At 50.9% G+C, this 1,897-nt stretch carries 2 protein-coding genes and 1 pseudogene; 2 read left to right on the top strand and 1 reads right to left on the bottom strand.

The features are described from left to right. Together RSA72_RS14430 and RSA72_RS14425 are read left to right on the top strand one after the other, a co-directional pair. A pseudogene (locus tag RSA72_RS14430) lies at positions 1-176 on the top strand (cold shock domain-containing protein); the annotation flags it as partial. Positions 177-279: 103 nt separating this feature from the next. Beyond that, complete coding sequence (locus tag RSA72_RS14425) at positions 280-1,020, top strand: cold shock domain-containing protein (RefSeq protein ID WP_332623960.1); 741 nt, start codon at positions 280-282, stop codon at positions 1,018-1,020. 26 nt (positions 1,021-1,046) lie between these two features. Here the strand turns inward: RSA72_RS14425 and gigC are convergent. Next, positions 1,047-1,897: LysR family transcriptional regulator GigC (gene gigC / locus RSA72_RS14420; protein WP_332633428.1), on the bottom strand; the 851-nt coding region annotated here is incomplete at its 5' end.

Genomic DNA, 1,897 nt, shown 5'->3' with positions numbered 1-1,897 from the left:
CAGGTGAGCCGAAACGCAATGAACGCGTGAAGTTTAATGTAGTTGAAAATGGCGACCGCTATAAAGCGGTTAAGATTGAGCGTGTTGAAGACAAATCCGCGAAAGCTAAAAAATCGAAGGTTTCTGCGCACAATAAATCGATTACAACGGATTTGCTGACCAGTTTCCGGCGCTGATTGATCTGATTTTAAAAAATGGTAAAAAAGAGGCGCTGGCGCCTCTTTTTTATTGCAGGTTTTAATATAATGATTTTGCTTTAAAAATAATGAGATCAATAAGATGTTTATTGAGGGGAAAATTAAAAGCTTTAATGCCGAAAGAGGCTTTGGCTTTATTGCGCTTGAGGGCGGGCAGCCGGATTTATTTTTTCATATTAAGGATTTTCCAAATAAAAGCCTTCCGCCGAAGGCGGGGGAAAAGCTGCAGTTTTTGATTATTGAAGATCAGGGCAAGTTTAAGGCTGATCATATTGTGCGCTTGGACTTAAAAGCGGAACAGCGCCATGAAGGCGCAGGCCGCCCAGCCCGGGAGTCAAACCGCGCTTCGCAGCATCATCAGGCAGGGAGCCGCAAGGTAAAATATATTGCGCTTATCGGCTTAATGATTATCGCCGCAGCGGCTGCTGCAGCGTATGGCAAATATCAGGGCTATCAGGCGCAAAAGCAGCTCAAGGCTCAGCAATTGATGCTGGAGCAGCAGCGCATTGTCGAAGATCAGCGCAAAGCGCAAGGGAAATTGCAGGATCAGGTGCTGACGGAGCAGGGCCGCAAGAATTTAGAAAGCCGTCCGGAGCAGATTCAGTCCAGCCCGCAGCCGTCTAAAGCATCGGCTGGACAGGAAATTTCACGGCCAGCGGCAGATTCCAATCCAGCTTCGGCCCGCTTTAAATGCGATGGCCGGACGCATTGCAGCCAGATGGGTTCTTATGAAGAGGCTGTATTCTTTATTCGAAATTGCCCAAATACACAGATGGATGGAAATCATGACGGCGTGCCGTGCGAACGGCAGTTTGGAAAATAAAAAAAGCGCCTTAAGGCGCTTTTTGCTTACTTTTCGCAGAACTTCATAAAGGCTTTCAGCCCCGGGCCTTGGTATTTCTGGCGGTGCACCAGCATGAACAGCGGGCGGGTCAGCTGCCAGAACGGCGTTTCCAAAATCACCAATTGGCCTTTTTCACGCAGTGGCTCAATTGCCAGCTTAGAGATGCAGGACATGCCCAGGCCGCCGGCGACAATTTTAAGGATGGCTTCATTATGGCCCAGCGTTAAGCGGATATTGGCATCCGGCAAGTCTTTCAGAATTGCATTGTCAAACACTTCGCGCGTGCCTGAACCTTCTTCGCGCAAAATCCATTCCGCATGGTTGAAGTCAGCGGCGGTCAGCGCGCGGTTCAGCTGCGCTAAAGGATGGCTGGGCGCACAGCAGACGGCCAGCTCATCATCGCGCCAGTGAATGCACTGCAGCTGCGGCAAATGGCAGGAGCCTTCAATCAGCGCCAAATCCAGCTGGAACTGGTTTACCGCTTCAATCATCTGGCGGGTATTGCCGACCTGCAGCTGCAAATGCGCCTGAGGCTGAATCTGCAAAAAGTCCGCCATCAGGTCTGGCATTAAGTAGTCACTGATGGTCAGCGTTGCGCCCAGGCGCAGGTCAATGCTTTGCAGTTCGCCTTTGGCTGCCTGCTCAAACGCGTCACAGCGCCCCAAAATTTCTAAAGCCTGCGGCAGCAGGAAACGGCCTAAGTCATTGAGCTGCAGGCGCTTGCCCAGGCGGTCAAACAGCGGCGCGCCAAGGCCATCTTCTAAATCTGCTAAAGCCATGCTGGCAGCGCTTTGCGTGAGTTTTACGGCATCACTGGCTTTGGTTACTGTGCCTTCTTGAGCGACTGCTACAAAAA

This window comes from Acinetobacter sp. (genome assembly GCF_036659555.1).
Taxonomy (GTDB): Bacteria; Pseudomonadota; Gammaproteobacteria; order Pseudomonadales; family Moraxellaceae; genus Acinetobacter.
This window is presented reverse-complemented; position numbering and strand designations above follow the sequence as displayed.